Origin of the sequence: Bradyrhizobium sp. 40 (genome assembly GCF_023100925.1) — a bacterium.
GTDB lineage: Bacteria > Pseudomonadota > Alphaproteobacteria > Rhizobiales > Xanthobacteraceae > Bradyrhizobium.
Genome location: NZ_CP064688.1, coordinates 526,677 through 547,937 on the forward strand (window position 1 = coordinate 526,677; position 21,261 = coordinate 547,937).

Sequence of the window (21,261 nt, forward strand, 5' to 3'; positions counted from 1 at the left end):
CGCGGGTCTAACCGCCCTTCACCCTACGGCAGCTTGTCGTATCCCTCGCCGAGCCCGTTCAGGCTGAGCGGGAAGCCGATGCCTTCTTCCGGGGTCTCGAAGATGATGAAGGTCGCGGTCTTGGCGGTGCGGAGCTGGCCGAGCAGCTTGTCGTCCATGACGACCTCGGCGACGCAGCCATTGGGCAGGCAGCGGACAAAGCCGGCACGGCCGACGTCCTGGTTGTCGAGCTTGAGGCCGAGGCCGGAGGGCAGGAGAACGCCGAGAGGGGCGACAACCCGCATCAGGCGGCTCTTCTGGTCGGCGGTCTTGAGAACGATCACGGTCAGGCCGGCGTTGGAGCGGTCTTCGGCCACCACACTCTGGATCAGGGCGCATTGCTCGGACTGGGCGCCCGGGGGGGTGTCGCAGCGGATCTGCCAGTCGCCATGGACGGAGCGCACCGCGCCCTGCGCATGGGCGAGGCCCGGAAGCGCCAGGACGATGGCCGCCGCCAGCAGGGCAATCAGCATCGTGAGGCTGCCAGCCTGGCTTTTAGCTCGCCTTGCCATGGATCTCGAAAACCCCATCGGGTCGGTCCCTCTGCTCGCTTGGGTCGCTCGCGCCGGGCGGACTGATACGGGAATGACGGCGTCTTGAAGGCGATTCGCAAGCAAATTCCACGCCGCCACGGCCGCCGTCGCCCGCACGAATCAGGTTCCTGTGCGGCTGTCTGCCAGTGCCTACCGCGGGCAATTCCGCTGTCAAGCCGCAGCATCCCGGGAAATGGTAATTTTGTCTGATGTTACTAGGAAATATCTTGCGGGTGATGGCTGACAGACGAGGCTCAAGACTGCATTGCGATAGATCAAGAATTATGGTTTGAGAGGCTTGATTTCGGCGTTCTAGCGATCTGGCCCCAATTCCTCTTAGAGGTATTCTTGCGCGGCGGTTTGTCAGACGGGGGGATCGAATAAAGCGTTTCCCGAAAATAGGGGAATGCACTTGGGGTGATTTCGTTAGGGGAGCGCGAACGGCATGAAGATGTCGATGGGCCCGGTGGGCCGGCACTTGCTGGGATTGGCCGTGGCGGGTCTGACGCTGGCGACGGGCGGCGCGGCATTTGCCGAGCTCGGGCAACCGGCTGCGTGGGAGTGGACGCTTCAGCAGTCCGCGTCCCCGGTGATGGACAACATCGTCTGGTTCCACAATTTCCTGTTCGTGCTGATCACGCTGATCACGCTGTTCGTTCTGGCGCTGCTCGTGATCGTGGTCGTGAAGTTCAACGCGAGAGCCAATCCGGTGCCGTCGCGGACCACGCACAACACGCTGATCGAGGTGGCGTGGACGCTCGTTCCGGTGCTGATTCTGGTCGGTATCTCGGTGCCGTCGTTCCGCCTCCTGTTCCTCGAGCTCGACGTGCCGAAAGCGGATCTGACCATCAAGGCGACCGGCAAGCAGTGGTACTGGTCCTACGCCTATCCGGATAACGGCAAGTTCGAGTTCGACTCGCTGATGGCCCAGGACAAGCAGCCCCGTCTGCTCGGCGTCGACAACGAGATGGTGGTGCCCGTCAACAAGGTGGTCCGGGTTCAGGTGACCGGCGCCGACGTGATTCATGCCTTTGCTCTGCCGGCCTTCGGCGTCAAGATCGACGCCATTCCGGGTCGGCTCAACGAGACCTGGTTCAAGGCCACCAAGACCGGCATGTTCTACGGCCAGTGCTCGGAATTGTGCGGCAAGGACCACGCCTTCATGCCGATCGCCATCCGCGTGGTGAGCGACCAGGAGTTCGCCTCCTGGGTCGAGACCGCGAAGAAGAAATACGCGAGCGGCGGCACCAGCACCTACGCCTCCACGGCCGGCCCGACGCAGTAAGCGCCGGGCGAAGGGTTCGAGGAAACTGAAAGCGACATAAGGCGGGACCTCCAGAGGTCCGATCGGGACGCAAGGCAGGATTAGAAAATGGCAACGAGCGCAGCGGCACACGGCGATCACGCGCAAGACCACGGACATGACGAGCACGCCCATCCGACCGGATGGCGGCGCTACGTCTATTCGACCAACCACAAGGACATCGGCACGATGTACCTGATCTTCGCGGTCATCGCCGGCGTCATCGGCGCCGCGATGTCGATCGCGATCCGTGCCGAGCTGATGTATCCGGGCGTGCAGATCTTCCACGAGACGCACACCTACAATGTGTTCGTGACCTCCCATGGTCTGATCATGATCTTCTTCATGGTCATGCCTGCGATGATCGGCGGCTTTGGCAACTGGTTCGTGCCGCTGATGATCGGCGCGCCCGACATGGCGTTCCCGCGCATGAACAACATCTCGTTCTGGCTGCTGCCGGCGTCGTTCGCGCTCCTGCTGATGTCGACCTTCGTCGAGGGCGAGCCGGGCGCCAACGGCGTCGGCGCCGGCTGGACCATGTACGCGCCGCTGTCGAGCTCGGGCCATCCGGGCCCGGCCGTCGACTTCGCGATCCTGTCGCTGCATCTGGCGGGCGCCTCGTCGATCCTCGGCGCCATCAACTTCATCACCACCATCTTCAACATGCGCGCGCCGGGCATGACCCTGCACAAGATGCCGCTGTTCGTGTGGTCGATCCTGGTGACGGTGTTCCTGCTGCTGTTGTCGCTGCCGGTGCTCGCCGGTGCGATCACGATGCTGCTCACCGACCGCAATTTCGGCACGACGTTCTTCAATCCCGAAGGCGGCGGCGATCCCGTGCTGTTCCAGCATCTGTTCTGGTTCTTCGGTCACCCCGAAGTGTACATCCTGATCCTGCCCGCCTTCGGCATGGTCAGTCAGATCGTCTCGACCTTCTCGCGCAAGCCCGTGTTCGGCTATCTCGGCATGGCCTACGCCATGGTCGCGATCGGCGGCATCGGCTTCGTGGTGTGGGCGCACCACATGTACACGGTCGGCATGTCCTCGGCGACGCAGGCCTATTTCGTCGCCGCCACGATGGTCATCGCGGTCCCGACCGGCGTGAAGATCTTCTCGTGGATCGCCACGATGTGGGGCGGCTCGATCGAGTTCCGCGCGCCGATGATCTGGGCGGTGGGGTTCATCTTCCTGTTCACCGTCGGCGGCGTCACCGGCGTGGTGCTGGCGAATGCCGGCGTCGACCGCGTGCTGCAGGAGACCTACTACGTCGTCGCGCACTTCCACTACGTGCTCTCACTCGGCGCGGTGTTCGGAATCTTCGCCGGCTGGTACTACTGGTTCCCGAAGATGTCGGGCTATATGTACAATGAAGGGCTCGCCAAGGCGCACTTCTGGGTCACCTTCATCGGCGTGAACCTGGTGTTCTTCCCGCAGCACTTCCTCGGTCTGTCGGGCATGCCGCGGCGCTATGTCGATTATCCCGACGCGTTCGCTGGCTGGAACCTGGTCTCGTCGGTCGGTTCCTACATCTCCGGCTTCGGCGTGCTGATCTTCCTCTATTGCGTGATCGACGCCTTCGCGAAGAAGGTGCCGGCTGGCGACAATCCGTGGGGTGCAGGTGCGACCACCCTGGAGTGGACGCTGCCCTCGCCGCCGCCCTTCCACCAGTTCGAAGTGCTGCCCCGCGTGCAGTAAGCCAACGCTCGCGGCGCCCGTGACGGGCGCTGCGGCTCGACAAAGAAGCGAGTCAATCTAGTGTCCGTCCTCGACCACAATGCCGTCGACATCAATCCCCGCATCTCCGAAGCGGAGGTTGGCGATTACATCGCGCTACTGAAGCCGCGGGTGATGTCGCTGGTGATCTTCACCGCGCTGGTCGGAATGGCGATGGCACCCGGGCATTTCCACCCGGTGCTGGCCTTCACCTCGCTGCTCTGCATCGCCGTCGGCGCCGGCGCGTCCGGGGCGCTCAACATGGCGCTCGAAGGCGACATCGACGCCAAGATGTCGCGCACGGCGAACCGGCCGATTCCGCGCGGCCGCATCACCCGTCCCGAGGCGATGACCTTCGGCATGACGCTCGCCTTCTTCTCGGTGATGACGCTCGGCATCCTCGTCAACTGGATCGCGGGCGCGCTGCTCGCCTTCACCATCTTCTTCTACGTCGTGATCTACACGATCGGCCTGAAGCGCTGGACCGCACAGAACATCGTGATCGGCGGTGCCGCCGGCGCGCTGCCGCCGGTGGTGGCCTGGGCCGCGGTCACAGGCACGGTCGACGTCGAGCCGCTGCTGCTGTTCGCCATCATCTTCTTCTGGACCCCGCCGCACTTCTGGGCGCTGGCGCTGTTCCGCTCCGACGACTACGCGCGCGCCGGCATTCCGATGCTGCCCAACGTCGCCGGTCCCGACGCGACGCGGCTTCAGATCCTGCTCTATACCATCGTGCTGATCGCAGTCGCGGCTGCGCCCTGGGCGCTCGGCTATTTCGACGCCATCTACGGCATCGTCTCGCTGATCCTCGGCGCCGGCATGCTGGCGTTCGCCATCAATGTCTATGTCCGTCGCGAGCGCAGCCAATCGCTGCGGGCGACCCGCAAGCTGTTCGCGTTCTCCATCCTTTATCTGTTTGCGCTGTTTGCGACCTTGCTGGCCGAGGTCGTGTTCCGGGCGCTTGCGCCGATGGTAGGGGGCGCATGATCGCAGGAATGGCCGACAAACCCGAGATAGATGGAATCGTCCTCACCGAGGCGCAGAAGAAGAGCCGTCGTCAGCGCTCGATCGCGATCGCGCTCGCGCTCGGCGTGCTCGTGGTGCTGTTCTTCGCCGTGACCATGGTCAAGGGGCCGGCCGTGCTCGTCCGGCCGATGTAGGAAACATGGATCAGAAGCCGATCATATCGCGGGATCAGAGCCGGACGGCCACCAAAGGCCGCAGGCCTGCCAAGGGGCTTGGCCGCGACGTGGTGGTCGCCTCGATCTGCGGCGGCGTGGTCGCGCTGATGGTCGGCGCCTCCTACGCGGCGGTGCCGTTCTACAACTGGTTCTGTCGCGCCACCGGCTTCAACGGCACGACCCAGGTCGCGACCTCGGCGCCGGCCAGCGGCCCGATCGCACGGAAGATCGCGGTGCGTTTCGATTCCAACGTTGCGCCCGGCCTGCCCTGGAAGTTCGAACCGGAGCAGAGCGAGATCGAGGTCAATATCGGCCAGGTCGTGACCGTCTTCTACACGGTGACCAACCAGGCCGCGCGGACCACCGCAGGCCAGGCCGCCTACAATGTCGCGCCGCTGACGGTCGGATCCTATTTCCAGAAGATCAACTGCTTCTGCTTCACCGAGCAGACCATGGCGCCCGGCGAGAAGCGCGAGATGCCGGTCGTGTTCTACGTCGATCCGTCGATTGCCGACGACCACGAGAACGACGGTCTCAACACGATCACGCTGTCCTACACGTTCTATCCGGTGAAAGATCCGGTGGTGAAGCCGCTCGCGGCCAGCGAAGACGACAAACGCAAGGGAAATCTCTGATCTCCGGGCTCACGCGCCGGGGTTGGAATAAGGGGATAAGTGCCTGACAGGCACGGGATTGAGGAGCGAGACCGCAAATGGCAACGGCGCACACCAAGCATCACGACTACCATCTGGTCGATCCCTCGCCATGGCCCGTCGTCGGCTCCATCTCCGCCTTCATCATGGCGGTCGGCGCGATCACCTGGATGCACCACATGTTCTCGGCTGCGCCGATCATCTTCGGTGTCGGCACCGTCGGTGTGCTCTACACCATGGCGAGCTGGTGGGGCGATGTGATCAGGGAAGCCCAGTACAAGGGCGATCACACCCGCGTGGTGCAGCTGCATCACCGCTACGGCATGATCCTGTTCATCGCCTCGGAGGTGATGTTCTTCGTCGCCTGGTTCTGGGCCTATTTCAACGCGGCGCTCTTCCCGGCCGACGCCGTCCACGCCACCCGCGATGCGGTGTTCGGCTGTGGTCTCGGGACGGCAGCCGGCGCCTGCGCCGTGCCGGGCACCTGGCCGCCGCACGGCATCGAGACCTTCGATCCCTGGCATCTTCCGCTCCTGAACACGCTGATCCTGCTCACCTCCGGCACTACGGTGACCTGGGCCCACCATGCGCTGCTCGAGAACGATCGCCAGGGCCTGAAATATGGCCTGATCCTCACTGTCGTGCTCGGCGCGCTCTTCACCTGCGTGCAGGCCTATGAGTACAGCCACGCGGCCTTCTCCTTCGGCGGCAACGTCTACGGCGCGACCTTCTTCATGGCGACCGGCTTCCACGGTTTCCATGTGCTGGTCGGCACTATCTTCCTGCTGGTGTGCCTGTTCCGCGCCTATGCCGGCCACTTCACGCCGACCCAGCATCTCGGCTTCGAGTTCGCCGCCTGGTACTGGCACTTCGTCGACGTGGTCTGGCTGTTCCTGTTCCTCTGCATCTATGTCTGGGGACACGGCGCCGAGACCATGGCCCACGGCGCGCACTAAGCGGGCTGACTTCGGATCGAGAAAGGGCGGCCTCCGGGGCCGCCCTTTTGCTTTTTTGCGCGCAGGGGTTTCGACAGAAACTGTGATAGACCCTGTCATCATGAACGAAGCCGCCGATACGTCCGAGCCGCAAGCCACCGTCCTGCAGAGCGCGCTGCGCGGGCTTGCCTGCAAATGCCCGCGCTGCGGCCAGGGCAAGCTCTATGCGGGCTTCCTGACGCTAGCGCCGTCCTGCGAGCGTTGCGGCCTCGACTATGCCTTCATCGATTCCGGTGACGGTCCGGCGATCTTCATCATCATGCTGGCCGGCGCGATCGTGGTCGGCTGCGCGCTCGTGGTCGAAGTCAAGTACCAGCCGCCGTACTGGCTGCACGCGGTGTTGTGGCTGCCGCTGATCCTCGCGACGACCCTGCTGCCGTTGCGCGCGATGAAGTCGCTGCTGATCGCGCTGCAATTCCACCATAAGGCGGCGCCGGGCCGGCTGGTCGACCGCGCGAAATGAACGAGACCGCGCGCAAGCCCCGCGTGGCCGGCTTCGCGCTGTTCACGCTATTCCTGACCGCGGTCTGTATCGTGCTCGGTGTCTGGCAATTGCAGCGCCGCATCGCCAAGCACGAGCTGATCGCCGCACTCACCGAGCGCCTCGCGGAGGCACCGGTCGCTCTGCCGCCGCCGGCACGATGGGCCGCGCTAAGTCCCGCGCGCGATGAATTCCGCCGTGTCAGCTTTACCGCGATCTATGCGCCCTTGCCCGACGCGATGGTCTATTCCCCCGGCTCCGCCGTGCGCAAGGACGCGTCGGGCCCCGGCACCTGGGCGTTCCTGCCGGCGCGGCTGCCGAGCGGCGAGACGGTTGTGATCGATGCGGGCTTCGTCGAAAACACCATGCAGGATCGCAGCGTCGAGGATCGCGCGGTCAAGAAGCTCGTCACGGGGCAGGAGGTCTCGTTCACCGGTTATCTGCGCTTCCCCGAGGCGCCCGGCTGGCTGACTCCGGCGGAGAACCGCGACAAGCGGCTGTGGTTCGTGCGCGATCACGTGGCGATCGCGAGCGCGCTGGGCTGGGGCGCGGTTGCGCCGTTCTATGTCGACCTCGAGCAGCCGGCGCCCGAGAACGGCATTCCGCGGCCGGGACCGCTCGACGTGCATCTCAAGGACGATCACCTGCAATACGCCATCACCTGGTTCACGCTTGCAGGCGCCGTGCTCATCGCCTTCGCCGTGTGGGCAAGAGGGCGGCGGCGGGGCTGAGCTCCGTAGATCCACCTAGGGAACCCGGTATCGCCCGGGGTTTACCATTCAGCGCACATTCACGAGTGTGGTCCTAAGCCGCCATCGTTTTTTCGCGGCAGACAGGATTGCAGCGTGAGCGATTTCGACCAGATGGGAATTGTCGTCGACTGGGTGGATGCCTGCAGGAAGGGCGACCTCGCGACGCTTCTCGACCTCTATGCGGACGATGCCCAGGTCGAATGCACGTGCAACGGCATGCAGCACTATCGCGGCCGGAGCGAGCTCGAAGCCTATTGGCAGCCGCGGCTCAGCGCTTTCTCGTCGGCCGGTTTCGGGCTGGAGGAAATCCATCCTGCGCCCCACGGCATCGATCTCGAATATTCCGTCGCCGGCGCGCTGCGCATCCGCGCCTCGTTTTGCTTCAGCCCGGACGGCAAGATCCGCGCCACGCTGTGCGAACCGGCGCGACAGAACGCGCAGCTTGGCTGTGCTTGCTAGAGACCCCAGATTCTTGTTTTGACGCGTTTTCTTCACGCGAACCGGTATCCGCCTCGCGAAAACGCTAGCCGGTGACCGGCGCCTCGCGCGCCGGTCCGGCGGGAAGGCGGCAGCGCACATAGGTCCGGTCGTCCACGCGTAGCAGTGACAGCGATCCGCTGAGTGCGCGCACGCGCTCATGCATGCCGGTCAGGCCGCGACCGAACACATTGCCTTCGGGGAAGCCGCCACCGTCGTCGGAAATCTCGATGACGACCGCCTCGCCGGCGAAGGTCGCCTGCACATGGGCATTGCTGGCGCCGGCATGACGCAACACGTTGGTCAGCGCCTCCTGAATCACGCGATAGACGGTTTGAGCCAGCGGCCCGTCGATCGCGTTGAGATCCGGATCAATCGTGTCCGTCAGGTCGAGTGACGGCGCCTGCTTGCGGAAATTCCGGAGCAGCGTCTGCACGGTGGTCTCCAGACCCAATTCCTCGATGTAGAGCGGTCGCAACCGGTCGAGGATGCGGCGGTTGGTCTGCTGAAGCGCCTCGACCGATTGCAACACATCCTGCGCCGAACTGCCGGGATTTCCCGCCGGGGGCGAGGCATCAACCAATGCGATCGTGCCGGCGCGGATGCTGAACAACAGCGGACCGAGTTCGTCGTGCAGTTCGCGCGCAAGATCGCGCCGCTCGTCGTCCTGGAGCGACACCAGGCGGTGCAGCAGGTCGCGATTGTCCTGGCTCAATTGCGCCAGCGTTTCGGCCAGCGCATTGGCCTCCTCGCAGCTTTGCCGGATTTCCGGCGGTCCTCCGACCGGGATCAGCGTTGCGTAGTCGCCGCGCCGTAGCCGCGTGAGGCCTGCGCCGAGATCTTGCAGCGGGCGCAGGGCCGATCCCGCGAAAACATAGGCAATGGTGCCGGTGAGCACCATCAGCACGGCAACGAGGCTGGTCAGCGCGAGAAAGCCGATCCATTTCTCGAACAGGTCGGCCGACAGGTCTGGCCGGAAGACGAGATCGCCGACACGCTTTTCGCCGATCGTCACCGGAGCTGCCGCCTCCATGTCCGGAATGGTGAGCAGGTCGACAAACCATTGCGGGACGCCATGCGGCTTGCGCGGGCCGTCCCTCGCTGAGGACGCGGGACCCATCTCCGCGGCACGGAATTGGATATCAGAGGAGTTGTCCAGAGAATGGACAAAGGCGTCGAGCGTCTGCCGCGGATTGTTCGAGGTGCGCAGGGCGTTGTTGAGCGCGGCGGCAACGGTCTGGATCGAACGCCGCCCCGGCTCGTTCTCGTCCGCCAATTGGTCGGTCGCGAAGATCTGGAGCAGCACGCCGCTCATGATCAGCGCGGCGAGGAAGCTCAGGCCGAGCGGCAGAAACAGTTGGGTTCGGAACGAGAGGCGTTGCCACATTAGGTCAATTCTAACGCGCATCGGTCGGATTTGCTCTTTCCATTTGTTCCCGTCGGTTTATGAGTCGAAAAACTAGAGAGTTACAATGCAAGATACTGCCAAGCCGGCGACCCGCGTCCTGATTGTCGACGACCATCCCGTGGTACTGTCCGGTTGCCGCACCCTGTTCGCCTCCGACCATTCGATCCGGATCGACGAGGCGACCGACGCCAAATCCGGGCATCGGGCCTATGTCAGCAAGCGGCCCGACGTCACTGTGATCGACATCAGCCTGCCCGACGTCTCCGGCTTTGAACTGATGCGGCGCATTCGCAAGGACGATCCCGACGCCAAGATCATCATGTTCAGCATGAACGACGATCCGGCCTTCGTGGTGCGGGCGGTCGAGCTGGGCGCGCAGGGCTACGTCTCCAAGGGCGACGATCCCCGGATACTGCTCAAGGCGGTGCGCAAGGTCGTTGCAGGCGACAATTTCATCTCACCGCAGCTCGCGGAAGCCGTGACGTTTTCCGGCGCGGCGATCAAGGCCAATCCCGCCTCGCAGATGACGCCGCGGGAGCTCGAGATTCTCCGCCTGCTGGGGCGAGGCGACAAGATCGTCGAGGTCGCCGAGGCGCTCGGTATCTCTTACAAGACCGTCGCCAACACCACCTCCCTGCTCAAGCAGAAGCTCGGTGCCAAGAACCATTCCGACCTGATCCGGATCGCGGTGGAAATCGGGATGAACTGACGCCCGGGGCGCCGAACCGGCTGCTCCAGGATGCTGCCGGTTCGGCGGGCGGACCGGTCTCGGCGCTCAGCCGGGCAATGCATGGATAGCGCCGATACCCTCCGCCGACACAATGAGCGCAGCCGTCGTTCGTTCCCGAACGGTCTGTCGCTCGGGATATAATGGCAATGTGCGATGCGTTGCCGCTGGCGAATGCTTGTCCGAGCCGAAACCTGTCGGGAAAAACAGGAACATTTTCTCACGCATCCCGTTTTGTCCCTTGACGATGTCGTGACAGCCGACGAAAGCTTGCGCGAACAGTTTTTGCGGGTCCGTGACCCCAAGAGGCCAAACCGGTCTGCACACAACGACAGACCTTCCAAGAGAGGGCTGCGGCATTGCTGCAGCCCTTTTTTGTTGGCAGCCTTTTTCCTTGGATGGCCCCAGCCGCGAAGCGGTTTCCTGATGCCGCAAAACACTTTATGGTGGCTCAAAGCCTCTGGCTGTTGACAAGTAATTTCGTAAAATCAAAGGCTTGCGGATCGAGCCCAGGCTCGGCCGGCCTTTGGAGGGCAGTTTGACTCGTTATATCTCGACCCGGGGCGAGGCCCCCGAACTCGGCTTCTGCGATGTGATGCTGACCGGGCTCGCCCGCGACGGTGGCCTGTATGTGCCGGCCACCTGGCCGCAACTCTCGACTGACGCCATCGCCGGCTTCTTCGGTCGTCCCTATTGGGAGGTCGCGGTCGAGGTGATCCGCCCCTTCGTCGCCGGCGAGATCTCGGACGCCGAACTCGGCCGCATGGCGAACGAGGCCTACGCCACTTTCCGCCATCCGGCGGTGGTGCCGCTGCGCCAGATGGCGCCGCACCAGTTCGTGCTGGAGCTGTTCCACGGTCCGACGCTCGCTTTCAAGGACGTGGCGATGCAGCTGATCTCGCGGCTGATGGACCACGTGCTCGCCAAGCGCGGCCAGCGCACCACCATCGTGGTCGCGACCTCGGGCGACACCGGCGGTGCTGCAGTCGACGCGTTCGCAGGGCTCGAGAATGTCGACCTCATCGTGCTGTTCCCGCATGGCCGCATATCCGAGGTGCAGCGGCGGATGATGACGACGACGGGCGCGGCCAACGTCCATGCGCTCGCCGTCGAGGGCAATTTCGACGATTGCCAGGCCCTCGTGAAGGCAATGTTCAACAACCATCGCTTCCGCGATGCGACGTCGCTGTCCGGCGTCAATTCCATCAATTGGGCGCGGATCGTCGCCCAAGTGGTCTACTATTTCACCTCCGCCGTTGCCGCCGGTGCACCCGCGCGCGCGGTGGACTTCGTCGTGCCGACCGGCAATTTTGGCGACATCTTCGCCGGCTATGTCGCCAAGCGCATGGGTCTTCCGGTGCGGACCCTGGGCATCGCCGCCAACGTCAACGACATCCTGGCGCGCACGCTGAAGACCGGGATCTACGAGGTGCGGGAGGTCCACGCGACGGCGTCGCCGTCGATGGACATCCAGATCTCCTCGAATTTCGAGCGGCTGCTGTTCGAGGCTGGCGGCCGCGATGCCGCCGGCGTGCGCCGTCTGATGGATTCGCTGAAGCAGTCCGGCCGCTTCGTGCTGCCCGATGCGACGCTGGCCGCGATCCGCGAGGGATTCGACGCGGGCCGGGCCGACGAGACCGAGACCGCGGCCGCGATCCGCGCCGCCTGGCGCGAGGCGGGCGAGCTGGTCGATCCCCATACCGCGGTCGCGCTTGCGGTCGCCGACCGCGACACCACGGACAGGACGGTTCCCAGCATCGTGCTGTCCACCGCCCATCCGGCCAAATTCCCCGACGCGGTCGAAGCGGCCTGCGGCCAGCGGCCGCAACTGCCGGCCTGGTTCGATGGCCTGATGACCAAATCCGAACACATGAAGGTGATGAAGAACGACCAGGCCGAGGTCGAGCGGTTCGTGCTGTCGGTCAGCCGCGCCGCGAAACAGGGAGTTGCCGGATGAGCGTCGAGATTTCCAAGCTTGCGTCCGGCCTGACTGTCGTCACCGACAAGATGCCCCATCTCGAGACTGCGGCGCTCGGCGTCTGGGCCGGCGTCGGCGGGCGCGACGAGAAGCCCAACGAGCACGGCATCTCGCATCTCCTGGAACATATGGCGTTCAAGGGCACGACGAAGCGCTCCTCGCGCGAGATCGTCGAGGAGATCGAGGCAGTCGGCGGCGACCTCAACGCGGGCACCTCGACCGAGACCACGTCCTATTATGCGCGGGTGCTGAAGGCCGACGTGCCGCTTGCGCTCGACGTGCTCGCCGACATCCTGGCCAACCCGGCCTTCGAGCCCGACGAGCTTGAGCGCGAGAAGAACGTTATCGTGCAGGAGATCGGCGCGGCGCAAGACACGCCTGACGACGTCGTGTTCGAGCACCTCAACGAGCTCTGCTATCCCGACCAGCCGATGGGCCGCTCGCTGCTCGGCACTGCCAAGACCTTGCGTGCCTTCAGCCGTGACTCGCTGCGCGACTATTTGTCGACGCATTACCGCGGCCCCGACATGGTGGTGGCGGCAGCCGGTGCGGTCGATCACAAGCAGGTGGTCGCCGAGGTCGAGCAGCGCTTTGCCAGTTTTGAGGGGACGGCGGGTCCCAAGCCGCAAGCCGCGCAGTTCGGCAAGGGCGGTACCAAGGTGGTGCATCGCGAACTCGAGCAGGCGCATCTGACGCTGGCGCTGGAGGGCGTGCCGCAGACCGATCTGTCGCTGTTCTCGCTCCAGGTCTTCACCAACATCCTCGGCGGCGGGATGTCGTCGCGGCTGTTCCAGGAGGTGCGTGAGAAGCGCGGCCTCTGTTACTCGATCTACTCTTTCCACGCGCCCTATACCGACACAGGCTTCTTCGGCCTCTACACCGGCACCGATCCGGCCGATGCGCCCGAGATGATGGAGGTCGTGGTCGACATCATGAATGATTCGGTCGAGACCCTGACCGAGGTCGAGATTGCGCGGGCCAAGGCGCAGATGAAGGCGGGGCTGCTGATGGCGCTGGAGAGCTGCTCCTCTCGTGCCGAGCAGCTCGCCCGGCATGTGCTGGCCTATGGCCGGCCCCAGACCGCCGAGGAGCTGGTGGCCCGGATCGACGCCGTCAGCGTCGAATCGACCCGTGATGCGGCGCGTGCACTGCTTTCGCGCAGCCGCCCTGCGGTTGTCGCATTGGGCAGTGGCAGGGGTCTGGACACGGCGGTGTCTTTTGCGGAAGGATTGACCCGGGCACGCGCCAAGGCGCGGCTGCATTAGGAGCCGCGCACGGGTTGATCCGCCCCCGGGAAGCATCACCATGGCCCTCTTTCGCCTGCCATCCAGTGGACCCGCCGCTCTCGCGCCGCGCGGCAACGGCCTGTTGCTACGCGCGCCGCTGATGTCGGACTTCCTGCAATGGGCCCATCTGCGCGAGTCCAGCCGCGATTACCTGACGCCCTGGGAGCCGATCTGGCCGTCGGACGATCTCACCCGCTCCGGCTTCCGCCGTCGCCTGCGCCGCTATTCCGAGGACATCGCCGCAGACCGGTCCTATCCCTTTCTGATCTTCCGGGAGCTCGACGGCGCCATGGTCGGCGGCATCACGCTCGCCAATGTTCGCCGCGGCATCGTCCAGGCCGGCACCATCGGCTATTGGGTTGGGAAGCCCCACGCCCAACGCGGCTACATGACGGCCGCGCTGCGGGTGCTGCTGCCGACGCTGTTCGGCGAGCTCAATCTGCACCGGGTCGAGGCCGCCTGCATCCCGACCAATGCGCCGTCGATCCGGGTGCTGGAGAAGTGCGGTTTCTCCCGCGAGGGGCTGGCGCGCCGCTATCTCTGCATCAACGGGATCTGGCAGGACCATTTGCTGTTCGGCCTGCTGCACGAGGATTTCCGCGGCTGAGCCCGCTTATCCATGTGACCAAAGTCTGCTTGTTTGCTGCCTTGGGTTCGCCGGTTTTGACGATATAACGGCGCAGCCCGGCCGGTGATCGGCCGTGATGTCGTCATGGAGTTTGGGTGTTGATGGTGCAGGAGCTTCGGTCACCGCGGAATGCGTTGCGGCGGGGGGCAGCGGTCGCGCTGGTGTTGTCAGTTGCGCTCGTCTCCGTCTCGCCAGTCGCGGCGCAGTCGCTGACCGATCGATTCAAGGGCCTGTTCGGCGGCAAGTCGGACGAGCCGGCCCAACCCAAGCCGGCGCCTGCACCGGGACAGCCGGCGGCTGATGATGATCTTGATTGCCCGCAGGTCACGGTGCGTGCCGGAGCCTCCACCTACGCGGTCGGTGCCACCGGCAAGCCGGCCGTTGGCAACGAGATCCGCTTCCAGGCCACCATCACCAAGATGGCCCGCGAATGCACCCGCAATGGCGGCGATATCACGGCCCGGATCGGCATCCAGGGCCGCGTCATTGCCGGTCCCGCCGGCGCGCCTGCGAGCGTCGAGGTGCCGCTGCGCGTCGCCGTGGTGCATGGCGGCATCGGCGAGAAGGTGATCGCTTCCAAGGCCTACCGGACCACGGTCGGAATGTCGGAAGGCGGCAGCGTCCCCTTCACCTTCGTGGCCGAGGATCTGGTCTATCCGATGCCTTCGGCCAAGGACGCCGATAGCTACATCTTCTATGTCGGCTTCGATCCGCAGGCGCTGTCACCCGAGCCGAAGGCGCGGGCGAAGAAGAAGTAGCGAATGATTTTGCAAGTGACCGTCATGGCCGGGACAAGCCCGGCCATGACGTCGAGAAAGCAAACTATCAAACAAAAAAGCCGGCGCTCATCGCGCCGGCTTTTTTTGATGAGTGAAGGCGAAGCCCCTCAGTTCAGCTTCTGCCTGACTTCGGTAATGCCCTTGGCGAGCAGATCGTCGGCGACCTGGCCCCTGACCGACTGCGACAGGATCGTGGAGGCGGCCTGGACGGCCGCTTCCGCGGCTGCGGCGCGAACATCGGCCACCGCCTGAGCCTCGGCGAGCGCGATCTTGCCCTCCGCGGTCTTGGTGCGGCGAGCGACGAAATCTTCCACCTTGGCCTTGGCCTCGATTGCGATGCGCTCGGCTTCGCTCTTCGCGTTCGCGATGATGTCGGCGGCTTCGCGTTCGGCCGAGGCGGTGCGCGCCTTGTAGTCGGCGAGCACCTTGGTGGCTTCCTGCTTGAGGCGCGTCGCGTCGTCGAGCTCGGCCTTGATGCGATCGGCGCGATGGTCGAGCGCAGTCATGGCCTTCTTGAAGACCCCGAGATAGCCGAACACGACCATCAGGATCACGAAGGCGATGGCGACCCAAGTTTCAGGATCGAAGAACATATCGATTAACCCTTCAAGGACGCATCAACGGCGGCATTGACCAATGCCGCGTCCGGAACCACGCCGGTGAGCTGCTGCACGATGGTGCCTGCCGCATCGGCCGCGATGCCGCGGACGTTGCTCATGGCGGTCGCACGGGTCGAGGCGATGGTCTTCTCCGCCTCGGCGAGCTTGGCCGCCAGTTGCTCTTCCAGCGCCTTGCGCTCGGCGTCCGCCTGCGCATTCGCCTTGTCGCGGGATTCGTTGCCGATGGCCTGCGCGCGCGAGCGTGCCGAAGCAAGCTCGCTTTCATAGGCCTTCAGCGCCGCTTCGGACTGGTCCTTCAGCTTCTGCGCTTCGGCGAGGTCGCCCTCGATCTTGTTCTGACGCGCCTCGATCGCACCGCCGACGCGCGGCAGAGCGAGCTTGGACACGATCACGTAAAGCGCGACGAAGAAGATCGCGAGCGACACCAGCTGCGAAGCATAGGTGCCGCTCTCGAACGGCGGAAAGCCGCCACCGTGACCGCCTTCGGACCCGGTGTGAGCGCCCGCCGCCGGACCTTTTGCGCCGCCATGACTCTCAGCCATGGAGTACTCCTGTTGCTGTCATGCGCGTCGCTCCGGTCGAAGCGGCGCGAAAATCGTCCTCAGAGCGGAACGAACAGCAGCAGCAGCGCGATCAGCAGCGAGAAAATGCCGAGCGCTTCGGTCACGGCGAAGCCGAAGATCAGATTGCCGAACTGGCCCTGAGCGGCCGAGGGGTTGCGAACTGCTGCGGCGAGGTAGTTGCCGAAGATCACGCCGACGCCGACGCCCGCGCCGCCCATGCCGATGCATGCGATGCCCGCGCCGATAAGTTTTGCTGCTGCCGGATCCATTTTAGACTCCTTGGAAGAAAGATTGGGTTTTGGGTGGAAATTCCCCGGACCGCTCAGTGTCCCGGATGAATAGCGTCGTTGAGGTAGATGCAGGTCAGGATCGCAAACACATAGGCTTGCAGGAACGCGACCAGAATTTCGAGAGCGTACAGCGCGACCGTGAGCGCCAGCGGCAGCACGCCGCCGACCCAGCCAAGGGCGCCGAGCGAGAAGCCGAGCATGGCGACGAAGCCCGCGAACACCTTCAGCGCGATGTGGCCGGCCAGCATGTTGGCGAACAGACGGACGCTGTGGGAGACCGGCCGCAGGAAGAACGACAGGATCTCGATGAACATCACCAAGGGCAGGATGTAGCCGGGGACGCCGTGGGGCACGAAGATCGAGAAGAATTTCAGGCCGTTCTTGGCAATGCCGTAGATCAGGACCGTGAAGAAGACCAGCAGCGCCAGAGCGGCGGTGACGATCAGATGGCTCGAGATCGTGAAGGTGTAGGGGATGATGCCGACCAGGTTCGAAACGCAGATGAACATGAACAGCGAGAAGATCAGCGGAAAGAACTTCATGCCTTCCGCGCCGGCCGTCGAGCGGATGGTCGAGGCCACGAACTCGTAGGAGATTTCGGCGACCGACTGCAGGCGCCCGGGAACCAGCTGCGTGCCGCTGGCGAGCATCAGGATCGAGATGATCGCGACCGCCACCAGCATGTAGAGCGACGAATTGGTGAAGGCGATCGTGTGGTTGCCGATATGGCCCAGGGTGAAGAGAGGCTCGATGTTGAACTGGTGGATCGGATCGATTTTCATCAGCGCGGCATCTCTTGGTCTGCCGGGCGATGCCGGCGGGTCTCGGTCTGCCGGTCGGGCCCGGCCCGTACCGGCACGAGCCGGCACGATCATTCCTCTCCTGGTGTGGATCGCTTAAGAACCACCGCGCCTGTTTTGACCCGCGCCTGCCGTTCTCACCACATTCACCACGCCGGCGACGAAGCCCAGCAGCAGGAACACGATAAATCCGAAAGGCGACGTCGACAGCAAGCGGTCGAACCCCCAGCCAATCCCCGCTCCGACAACGACCCCGGCGACCAACTCGGAGGATAACCGGAAACCAAGCGCCATCGCCGAGGCTCTGGCCGCTCTGTCCTCACCGTCACCTGCGGGTTGCTCGGTCTTGACGTGGCGGCCGCGAAATTCGGACAACCGCTGATCAAGATTTCCGAGCCGATCGGAAAGCGCAGCTTCCTCGGGCGATCTATCGCGATCTCCATTCTCGCCGTGTCCCGTGCCCTGTGTCATGCAACGAAGACCCGAAACGCCGCGGCTGAATGGAAATTACGCCCGCCACCCTCAAAAGCCGCGCGGACCATACTGATGGCCCATAATCAAGTCAAGCCAAGTCACGATTGTGTCCATTCCAGTTATGTGACTGATCTATTTGACAATATTGGCGCAAGCGGCAGCGCTGCACACAGCGTGACGCCGCACCGCAGCAGGTCTCCGCTTGATCGGCGGACGCAGTCGCCATTTCGCGCGGCTGCCGGGATCAAAGGGGGCGCCGTGATCGTTCATGTCAGAGGCGCGTTTTGAGCGGCGGATCGCCTCGCCGGGGTGTAGAATTTGCAAGAAGTGCCACCCTTATGATTGCCACCTTTATGAGCGCCATCTTTGGACGTGCTACCGGCCCGTCGTGGCGGAGAACGCGATGAGACCAGCGAATTCATCCACAGCATCATGGCTTGCGGCGGCGGCGTTCGCGGCGGTGATGGCGGTCAGCGCCGGCGGCCTCGCCGCGCAATCCGCGCCCGACGGCGAAAGCGGCCGCTACAGCATGACCCCCATCCCCGAGGGCGTGCTGCGGCTCGACAGCCGCACCGGCACGGTGTCGACCTGCACACGCAGCGGCGCCGGCTGGGCCTGCTACGCGGTGCCCGATGAACGTACCGCGCTCGACGCCGAGATCGGCAGGCTCCAGGCCGAAGTCGAGACGCTGAAGGGACGGCTCGCGGCGGGTCCGACCGTCTCGGGCAAGATCGACGAGGCGCTGCCGAAGACCGATCCGCTCAAGAAGGCGGAGCCGCAAGCACGAGAACCAAAGGCCGCCGAGGGCGAGCGCAGGATCGAGATCCCGCTGCCGAGCGACCAGGACGTCGATCGCGTGATGTCGTTCCTGGAAAGGGCCTGGCGCCGGCTGATCGACATGGCCAATCGCGTGCAGAAGGACGTGTCGGGGAAGATTTAGCGCGCGGCGAGATGCCGTAGGGTAGGCAAAGGCGCGACGCGCCGTGCCCACCATCTATCCGACTATGCAGGGTGGGCACGCTTTGCTCACCCTACGGCAGCTTTCGATCAGGCGAGACTTTCATGACATCAGCCAAATCCATCACGCGCTCGGCGCCATCGTCGGTGCAGGCCACCACCCTCACATCGTCGCTGTTGACCGTGCGGACGCCGGGCCGCGGCTTCACCGACCTCACGGGCGAAGCTGCGAAGTTCGTTGCCGAGGCAGGCGCGCGAGATGGCGCGTTGACGCTGTTCGTCCGTCACACCTCGGCATCGCTGACGATCCAGGAGAACGCCGACCCTTCCGTGCTCGTGGATCTCACCACGGCATTGTCCCGGCTCGCGCCGGAGAACGCCGGCTGGACGCATGATGCCGAGGGACCGGACGACATGCCGGCGCACGTCAAGACAATGCTGACCCAGACTTCGCTTCATGTGCCGGTCCTGAGCGGCAAGCTCGCGCTCGGCACCTGGCAGGCGATCTACCTGATCGAGCACCGCAAGCGCCCGCACCGACGCGAAATCGTGCTGCAATTCATCGGCAATCCGTAGAGCGTTTTCGAGCGAAGTGGATACCGGTTCGCGTCAAGAAAACGCGTCAAAACAAAGAATTTGGAGATCAAAACAAAACCGGCCGCGGAGACCGCGGCCGGTTGGTGGTTGATCTGGATCTGCGTCGATCAGGTCGACTTGATATCGACGTCCTTGGTCTCCGGCAGGAAGAACAAGCCGATCACGACGGTAATCGACGCGAAGATGACCGGATACCAGAGGCCCGCATAGATATCGCCCGTCGAGGCCACGATGGCGAAGGCGGTCGCCGGCAGCAGGCCGCCGAACCAGCCGTTACCGATGTGGTAGGGCAGCGACATCGAGGTGTAGCGGATGCGGGTCGGGAACAGTTCGACCAGCATCGCGGCGATCGGGCCGTACACCATGGTGACGAAGAGCACCAGGACGAACAGCAGTCCGACGACCGCGGCCACCTGCGGACGGAAGATGTCGAACGGATGCGCCATCTTCACGATGCTCGCATCGCCGGGCTTCGGATAGCCGGCTCCCTGCACGGCGGCGAGGACTGCCGGGTTGCCGTCCTTGGCGTTGGCGTAGGCAACTTCCTTGCCGTTGACCATCACCTTCACGCCGGAGCCTGCCGCACCCGGCGTGGTCGAGTACTTGACCGACGACTGCGACAGATAGGCACGTGCGGTGTCGCAAGGCGAGGTGAAGACGCGGGTGCCGACCGGGTTGAACAAGTCGCCGCAACCTGCGGGATCCGCCACCACGTCGACCTTGACCGTCTCGATCGCTTTTTCCAGCGCCGGGTTGGCGTTGGTGGTGATCATCTTGAAGATCGGGAAGAAGGTCAGCGCCGCGATCAGACAGCCGCCGAGGATGATCGGCTTGCGGCCGATCCTGTCGGAGAGCATGCCGAACACGATGAAGAAGCCGGTGCCGAGCAGGAGCGACCAGGCGATCAGCAGGTTGGCAGTGTAGCCGTCGACCTTGAGGATCGATTGCAGGAAGAACAGCGCGTAGAACTGGCCGGTGTACCAGACCACGCCCTGGCCCATCACGCCGCCAAGCAGCGCCAGCAGCACGAGCTTGCCGTTCTGCCAGTTGCCGAAGGCTTCCGTCAGCGGGGCCTTCGAGCTCTTCCCCTCGTCCTTCATCTTCTGGAAGATCGGGGATTCGTTGAGGCGAAGCCGGATCCAGACCGAAACGCCGAGCAGCAGCACCGAGACCAGGAACGGAATGCGCCAGCCCCATGCCGCGAACTCGGGTTCGCCGAGCGCGGAGCGCGTGAACAGGATCACCAGCAGCGACAGGAACAGGCCGAGCGTCGCCGTGGTCTGGATGAAGGAGGTATAGTAGCCGCGCTTGCCGTTCGGAGCATGCTCTGCGACGTAGGTGGCCGCACCGCCATACTCGCCGCCGAGCGCCAGGCCCTGGGCGAGACGCAGCGCGATCAGGATGATCGGGGCCGCGATGCCGATGGTCGCCGCGTTGGGCAGCAGGCCGACGATGAAGGTCGACAGACCCATGATCAGGATGGTGACGAGGAAGGTGTATTTGCGGCCGACGATGTCGCCGACACGGCCGAACACGATCGCGCCGAACGGGCGCACCAGGAAGCCCGCCGCGAAGGCCAGCAGCGCGAAGATGTCGCGGGTTGCCGGCGGATAGGCCGAGAAGAACTGCGCGCCGATGATGCCGGCCAGCGAACCGTAGAGATAGAAATCGTACCACTCGAAGACGGTACCGAGCGAGGAGGCGAGAATGACGAACCGTTCGTCCTTCGTCATCCCTCCCGCGCCTGCTTGAGACACAGCCATTGTCGACATATTGAGTCGCTCCCCGAAAAATCGCTTCCTCGCGTCCTGGATGTCCGGTCATGCCGGATCAACCCAAGCCTTGTCCCCAAGGTAACATTGGCGTGAAACCCGCCCCAATACGACTTTCGGCCTTTCGCACTGACGCGCACCTGACGTCGCGGGCGTTCCATTCGGCAACATAGTGCCGGCATGTGGATTAACCCCGTTGCCGCAAAGGGATAATGTCCACTTGCATGCCACGGCTGGTCGGGAAACAATTGACCG

The 21,261-nt window shown here is 64.3% G+C and carries 25 protein-coding genes; 16 read left to right on the forward strand and 9 right to left on the reverse strand.

What is annotated here, in order from left to right; translation table 11 throughout:
- Nucleotides 1-23: 23 nt before the first annotated feature.
- The gene (locus IVB40_RS02450) at nucleotides 24-569 is read right to left on the reverse strand and encodes an invasion associated locus B family protein (RefSeq protein WP_027570032.1); all 546 of its coding nucleotides are present in this window, start codon (nucleotides 567-569) and stop codon (nucleotides 24-26) included.
- A 448-nt stretch (nucleotides 570-1,017) separates the two neighbouring features.
- Here IVB40_RS02450 and coxB point away from each other — a divergent pair, with 448 nt between their 5' ends.
- From coxB to IVB40_RS02495, 9 genes are all read left to right on the forward strand, one after another.
- Complete coding sequence (gene coxB, locus IVB40_RS02455) at nucleotides 1,018-1,857, forward strand: cytochrome c oxidase subunit II (RefSeq protein ID WP_247362964.1); 840 nt, start codon at nucleotides 1,018-1,020, stop codon at nucleotides 1,855-1,857.
- 87 nt (nucleotides 1,858-1,944) lie between these two features.
- The gene (gene ctaD / locus IVB40_RS02460) at nucleotides 1,945-3,570 is read left to right on the forward strand and encodes a cytochrome c oxidase subunit I (protein WP_007605061.1); all 1,626 of its coding nucleotides are present in this window, start codon (nucleotides 1,945-1,947) and stop codon (nucleotides 3,568-3,570) included.
- A 60-nt stretch (nucleotides 3,571-3,630) separates the two neighbouring features.
- Nucleotides 3,631-4,575: a heme o synthase gene (locus IVB40_RS02465; protein WP_027570034.1), complete on the forward strand. Its 945-nt coding sequence runs from the start codon at nucleotides 3,631-3,633 to the stop codon at nucleotides 4,573-4,575.
- Entirely contained in the window at nucleotides 4,572-4,748 is a 177-nt protein-coding gene (locus IVB40_RS02470) for a hypothetical protein (RefSeq protein WP_007599435.1), read from the forward strand. Before IVB40_RS02465 ends, IVB40_RS02470 begins: the two co-directional genes overlap by 4 nt.
- A 5-nt stretch (nucleotides 4,749-4,753) precedes the next feature.
- Nucleotides 4,754-5,404, forward strand: a complete 651-nt coding sequence (locus IVB40_RS02475; protein WP_247432314.1) for a cytochrome c oxidase assembly protein — start codon at nucleotides 4,754-4,756, stop codon at nucleotides 5,402-5,404.
- 77 nt (nucleotides 5,405-5,481) lie between these two features.
- Nucleotides 5,482-6,378 carry a cytochrome c oxidase subunit 3 gene (locus IVB40_RS02480; RefSeq protein ID WP_007599437.1) on the forward strand — a complete coding sequence of 299 codons (897 nt, stop codon included), beginning with the start codon at nucleotides 5,482-5,484 and terminating at the stop codon, nucleotides 6,376-6,378.
- Between the two features lie 100 nt (nucleotides 6,379-6,478).
- Nucleotides 6,479-6,880, forward strand: a complete 402-nt coding sequence (locus IVB40_RS02485; RefSeq protein WP_027570036.1) for a DUF983 domain-containing protein — start codon at nucleotides 6,479-6,481, stop codon at nucleotides 6,878-6,880.
- Nucleotides 6,877-7,629 (forward strand): SURF1 family protein, encoded by a 753-nt coding sequence (locus IVB40_RS02490; protein WP_247405974.1) that lies wholly within the window; start codon nucleotides 6,877-6,879, stop codon nucleotides 7,627-7,629. The genes IVB40_RS02485 and IVB40_RS02490 overlap by 4 nt, the downstream gene beginning before the upstream one ends.
- Nucleotides 7,630-7,743: 114 nt before the next feature.
- Complete coding sequence (locus IVB40_RS02495; protein WP_247818009.1) at nucleotides 7,744-8,109, forward strand: nuclear transport factor 2 family protein; 366 nt, start codon at nucleotides 7,744-7,746, stop codon at nucleotides 8,107-8,109.
- Between the two features lie 64 nt (nucleotides 8,110-8,173).
- Here IVB40_RS02495 and IVB40_RS02500 read toward each other — a convergent pair whose 3' ends face one another.
- Nucleotides 8,174-9,514: a histidine kinase gene (locus IVB40_RS02500; RefSeq protein WP_247818010.1), complete on the reverse strand. Its 1,341-nt coding sequence runs from the start codon at nucleotides 9,512-9,514 to the stop codon at nucleotides 8,174-8,176.
- A gap of 85 nt (nucleotides 9,515-9,599) precedes the next feature.
- Between IVB40_RS02500 and IVB40_RS02505 the strand changes: the two genes are divergently transcribed.
- On the forward strand, nucleotides 9,600-10,244 hold the full coding sequence (locus IVB40_RS02505) for a response regulator transcription factor (protein ID WP_008541266.1): 645 nt from the start codon (nucleotides 9,600-9,602) through the stop codon (nucleotides 10,242-10,244).
- A gap of 66 nt (nucleotides 10,245-10,310) precedes the next feature.
- Here the strand turns inward: IVB40_RS02505 and IVB40_RS02510 are convergent, their stop codons facing one another.
- Complete coding sequence (locus IVB40_RS02510) at nucleotides 10,311-10,490, reverse strand: hypothetical protein (RefSeq protein WP_247818011.1); 180 nt, start codon at nucleotides 10,488-10,490, stop codon at nucleotides 10,311-10,313.
- A 310-nt stretch (nucleotides 10,491-10,800) separates the two neighbouring features.
- Here IVB40_RS02510 and thrC point away from each other — a divergent pair, with 310 nt between their 5' ends.
- The 4 genes from thrC (at nucleotide 10,801) to IVB40_RS02530 (ending at nucleotide 14,912) form a co-directional block, all read left to right on the forward strand.
- On the forward strand, nucleotides 10,801-12,219 hold the full coding sequence (thrC, locus tag IVB40_RS02515) for a threonine synthase (protein ID WP_247818012.1): 1,419 nt from the start codon (nucleotides 10,801-10,803) through the stop codon (nucleotides 12,217-12,219).
- Nucleotides 12,216-13,505 carry a pitrilysin family protein gene (locus IVB40_RS02520; RefSeq protein ID WP_247283171.1) on the forward strand — a complete coding sequence of 430 codons (1,290 nt, stop codon included), beginning with the start codon at nucleotides 12,216-12,218 and terminating at the stop codon, nucleotides 13,503-13,505. Before thrC ends, IVB40_RS02520 begins: the two co-directional genes overlap by 4 nt.
- A gap of 40 nt (nucleotides 13,506-13,545) precedes the next feature.
- Nucleotides 13,546-14,133 carry a GNAT family protein gene (locus IVB40_RS02525; RefSeq protein WP_247818013.1) on the forward strand — a complete coding sequence of 196 codons (588 nt, stop codon included), beginning with the start codon at nucleotides 13,546-13,548 and terminating at the stop codon, nucleotides 14,131-14,133.
- A gap of 122 nt (nucleotides 14,134-14,255) precedes the next feature.
- Complete coding sequence (locus IVB40_RS02530) at nucleotides 14,256-14,912, forward strand: hypothetical protein (protein ID WP_027570042.1); 657 nt, start codon at nucleotides 14,256-14,258, stop codon at nucleotides 14,910-14,912.
- A 128-nt stretch (nucleotides 14,913-15,040) separates the two neighbouring features.
- Here the strand turns inward: IVB40_RS02530 and IVB40_RS02535 are convergent, their stop codons facing one another.
- The 5 genes from IVB40_RS02535 to IVB40_RS02555 all read right to left on the reverse strand — a co-directional run bounded on the left by IVB40_RS02535 (nucleotide 15,041) and on the right by IVB40_RS02555 (nucleotide 17,677).
- On the reverse strand, nucleotides 15,041-15,526 hold the full coding sequence (locus IVB40_RS02535) for an ATP F0F1 synthase subunit B (RefSeq protein ID WP_247405985.1): 486 nt from the start codon (nucleotides 15,524-15,526) through the stop codon (nucleotides 15,041-15,043).
- Nucleotides 15,527-15,531: 5 nt separating this feature from the next.
- Nucleotides 15,532-16,095, reverse strand: coding sequence for an ATP synthase subunit B (locus IVB40_RS02540; protein WP_027570044.1), 564 nt, complete (start codon nucleotides 16,093-16,095; stop codon nucleotides 15,532-15,534).
- A gap of 59 nt (nucleotides 16,096-16,154) precedes the next feature.
- Nucleotides 16,155-16,385 (reverse strand): F0F1 ATP synthase subunit C, encoded by a 231-nt coding sequence (locus tag IVB40_RS02545; RefSeq protein ID WP_007599451.1) that lies wholly within the window; start codon nucleotides 16,383-16,385, stop codon nucleotides 16,155-16,157.
- Between the two features lie 53 nt (nucleotides 16,386-16,438).
- On the reverse strand, nucleotides 16,439-17,188 hold the full coding sequence (locus tag IVB40_RS02550) for a F0F1 ATP synthase subunit A (protein WP_018459993.1): 750 nt from the start codon (nucleotides 17,186-17,188) through the stop codon (nucleotides 16,439-16,441).
- 114 nt (nucleotides 17,189-17,302) lie between these two features.
- Nucleotides 17,303-17,677, reverse strand: a complete 375-nt coding sequence (locus tag IVB40_RS02555) for an AtpZ/AtpI family protein (protein WP_007599457.1) — start codon at nucleotides 17,675-17,677, stop codon at nucleotides 17,303-17,305.
- A gap of 406 nt (nucleotides 17,678-18,083) precedes the next feature.
- On the opposite strand from IVB40_RS02555, the gene IVB40_RS02560 reads away from it, so the two are divergent.
- Both IVB40_RS02560 and IVB40_RS02565 read left to right on the forward strand, forming a co-directional pair.
- Entirely contained in the window at nucleotides 18,084-18,620 is a 537-nt protein-coding gene (locus IVB40_RS02560; RefSeq protein WP_247405987.1) for a hypothetical protein, read from the forward strand.
- Nucleotides 18,621-18,742: 122 nt separating this feature from the next.
- On the forward strand, nucleotides 18,743-19,213 hold the full coding sequence (locus IVB40_RS02565; protein ID WP_247405990.1) for a secondary thiamine-phosphate synthase enzyme YjbQ: 471 nt from the start codon (nucleotides 18,743-18,745) through the stop codon (nucleotides 19,211-19,213).
- 128 nt (nucleotides 19,214-19,341) lie between these two features.
- Here the strand turns inward: IVB40_RS02565 and IVB40_RS02570 are convergent, their stop codons facing one another.
- On the reverse strand, nucleotides 19,342-20,967 hold the full coding sequence (locus tag IVB40_RS02570) for an MFS transporter (RefSeq protein WP_197031213.1): 1,626 nt from the start codon (nucleotides 20,965-20,967) through the stop codon (nucleotides 19,342-19,344).
- Between the last annotated feature and the right edge of the window lie 294 nt (nucleotides 20,968-21,261).

Bases quoted from the DNA above. Each gene is read 5' to 3' on its own strand.
- IVB40_RS02505 (WP_008541266.1), top strand. From the start codon at position 9,600: ATGCAAGATACTGCCAAGCCGGCGACCCGCGTCCTGATTGTCGACGAC.
- IVB40_RS02485 (WP_027570036.1), top strand. From the start codon at position 6,479: ATGAACGAAGCCGCCGATACGTCCGAGCCGCAAGCCACCGTCCTGCAG.
- IVB40_RS02475 (WP_247432314.1), top strand. From the start codon at position 4,754: ATGGATCAGAAGCCGATCATATCGCGGGATCAGAGCCGGACGGCCACC.
- IVB40_RS02480 (WP_007599437.1), top strand. From the start codon at position 5,482: ATGGCAACGGCGCACACCAAGCATCACGACTACCATCTGGTCGATCCC.
- IVB40_RS02570 (WP_197031213.1), bottom strand. From the start codon at position 20,967: ATGACGAAGGACGAACGGTTCGTCATTCTCGCCTCCTCGCTCGGTACC.
- IVB40_RS02450 (WP_027570032.1), bottom strand. From the start codon at position 569: ATGGGGTTTTCGAGATCCATGGCAAGGCGAGCTAAAAGCCAGGCTGGC.
- IVB40_RS02520 (WP_247283171.1), top strand. From the start codon at position 12,216: ATGAGCGTCGAGATTTCCAAGCTTGCGTCCGGCCTGACTGTCGTCACC.
- IVB40_RS02560 (WP_247405987.1), top strand. From the start codon at position 18,084: ATGAGACCAGCGAATTCATCCACAGCATCATGGCTTGCGGCGGCGGCG.
- IVB40_RS02510 (WP_247818011.1), bottom strand. From the start codon at position 10,490: ATGCGTGAGAAAATGTTCCTGTTTTTCCCGACAGGTTTCGGCTCGGAC.
- ctaD (WP_007605061.1), top strand. From the start codon at position 1,945: ATGGCAACGAGCGCAGCGGCACACGGCGATCACGCGCAAGACCACGGA.
- IVB40_RS02525 (WP_247818013.1), top strand. From the start codon at position 13,546: ATGGCCCTCTTTCGCCTGCCATCCAGTGGACCCGCCGCTCTCGCGCCG.
- IVB40_RS02540 (WP_027570044.1), bottom strand. From the start codon at position 16,095: ATGGCTGAGAGTCATGGCGGCGCAAAAGGTCCGGCGGCGGGCGCTCAC.
- IVB40_RS02545 (WP_007599451.1), bottom strand. From the start codon at position 16,385: ATGGATCCGGCAGCAGCAAAACTTATCGGCGCGGGCATCGCATGCATC.
- coxB (WP_247362964.1), top strand. From the start codon at position 1,018: ATGAAGATGTCGATGGGCCCGGTGGGCCGGCACTTGCTGGGATTGGCC.
- IVB40_RS02535 (WP_247405985.1), bottom strand. From the start codon at position 15,526: ATGTTCTTCGATCCTGAAACTTGGGTCGCCATCGCCTTCGTGATCCTG.
- IVB40_RS02550 (WP_018459993.1), bottom strand. From the start codon at position 17,188: ATGAAAATCGATCCGATCCACCAGTTCAACATCGAGCCTCTCTTCACC.
- IVB40_RS02530 (WP_027570042.1), top strand. From the start codon at position 14,256: ATGGTGCAGGAGCTTCGGTCACCGCGGAATGCGTTGCGGCGGGGGGCA.
- IVB40_RS02470 (WP_007599435.1), top strand. From the start codon at position 4,572: ATGATCGCAGGAATGGCCGACAAACCCGAGATAGATGGAATCGTCCTC.
- IVB40_RS02490 (WP_247405974.1), top strand. From the start codon at position 6,877: ATGAACGAGACCGCGCGCAAGCCCCGCGTGGCCGGCTTCGCGCTGTTC.
- IVB40_RS02565 (WP_247405990.1), top strand. From the start codon at position 18,743: ATGACATCAGCCAAATCCATCACGCGCTCGGCGCCATCGTCGGTGCAG.
- IVB40_RS02500 (WP_247818010.1), bottom strand. From the start codon at position 9,514: ATGTGGCAACGCCTCTCGTTCCGAACCCAACTGTTTCTGCCGCTCGGC.
- IVB40_RS02555 (WP_007599457.1), bottom strand. From the start codon at position 17,677: ATGACACAGGGCACGGGACACGGCGAGAATGGAGATCGCGATAGATCG.